Raw genomic sequence first — 1,002 nt, 5'->3', positions numbered from 1 at the left:
CTGAATTACATAAACCCTAATCCAAAAATAGAAATTAAAAAAACGCACAAAGCCCAGCTGGTATAATGGTTTTAACCAAAAAACAGTTTCACCCATTAGGTGAAAACCAAAGGCAGATTGTTGCCACTGACTTTAGGGCGGGTAATATATCACCAGCAAAAGACAACCTTGGCTTTATCAAAATCTGTCAAGACGCATTACAGTAAGAGGTGGGTTAGGTTACTGCCTGTATCGTAGGCGTATATTTGCTGGTAGGGTTCTAGTGAAATCATAATATGGCACAGCAGTTTGCTTGTCGTCTTGTTTCAAGTGGACTACTATCAGGTGCAAAGTATTCATGCATATCTCCACGAGGTGACAGAGGTTCTTCAGCAGATATTAAAGGTATTTTTGGTTCTAAATGTAGGCGAATATTATTGTCAATACTCTTTAACTTTATAGAGGTTACCTCAAGACTAAAAGTATTGGTAATTCTTAAAGAAGATCTACCATTATCACTATTTCTAAGAAAATTATTATAAAACCTTGGGTAATTTTTATCCGTTTTATAAATCTTTATGACTTCGTTTGTGCTGGGGTTGGTTATATGCTGGCGTAGCATTGTTTTAGGTAGCATATTTAATGCGCCTGCTATTTTTGTCATCCCTAAATACTGATATGAGGTTACTTCTGTTGCGTTCAAGCCAGAACGACGATCTGGATGTTTACTTTTAAAATTTGAATCAAAAACTAACTCCCCTGTGGAGAAGTTCATAATATTCGTAAAATAATCAGAAGATGGATGAGAATAGGCTTCAATGATTAATTCCCCATTGCTACTGTTATCTGATATGATGGAAAATCTTGTATTGTCGTCTATCAAGTTAAATTTATCAGTAGGATAAGCCTTAACAATATTTTCTAGTCTTTCGTACGCTTCAGGAAAATAAAATAAATTATTATTCTGATAAGTTCCTTCAATTGGACTTAGTATATCTATCTCATTATGGGGTAAATGCCTGC

At 34.9% G+C, this 1,002-nt stretch carries 2 protein-coding genes; one reads left to right on the top strand and one right to left on the bottom strand.

Annotated features, from left to right (window positions below; translation table 11 throughout):
• The first annotated feature begins 65 nt into the window (after positions 1–65).
• Complete coding sequence (locus BAZSYMA_RS09785) at positions 66–206, top strand: hypothetical protein (protein ID WP_195910037.1); 141 nt, start codon at positions 66–68, stop codon at positions 204–206.
• 62 nt (positions 207–268) lie between these two features.
• Here BAZSYMA_RS09785 and BAZSYMA_RS09780 read toward each other — a convergent pair.
• The coding region (locus BAZSYMA_RS09780) for a hypothetical protein (protein ID WP_195910036.1) at positions 269–1,002 on the bottom strand (734 nt) is incomplete at its 5' end.

Origin of the sequence: Bathymodiolus azoricus thioautotrophic gill symbiont, from assembly GCF_001298715.1 — a bacterium.
GTDB lineage: Bacteria > Pseudomonadota > Gammaproteobacteria > PS1 > Pseudothioglobaceae > Thiodubiliella.
The sequence above is the reverse complement of the archived record's forward strand: the minus strand, read 5'-3'. Positions and strand labels throughout refer to the sequence as shown.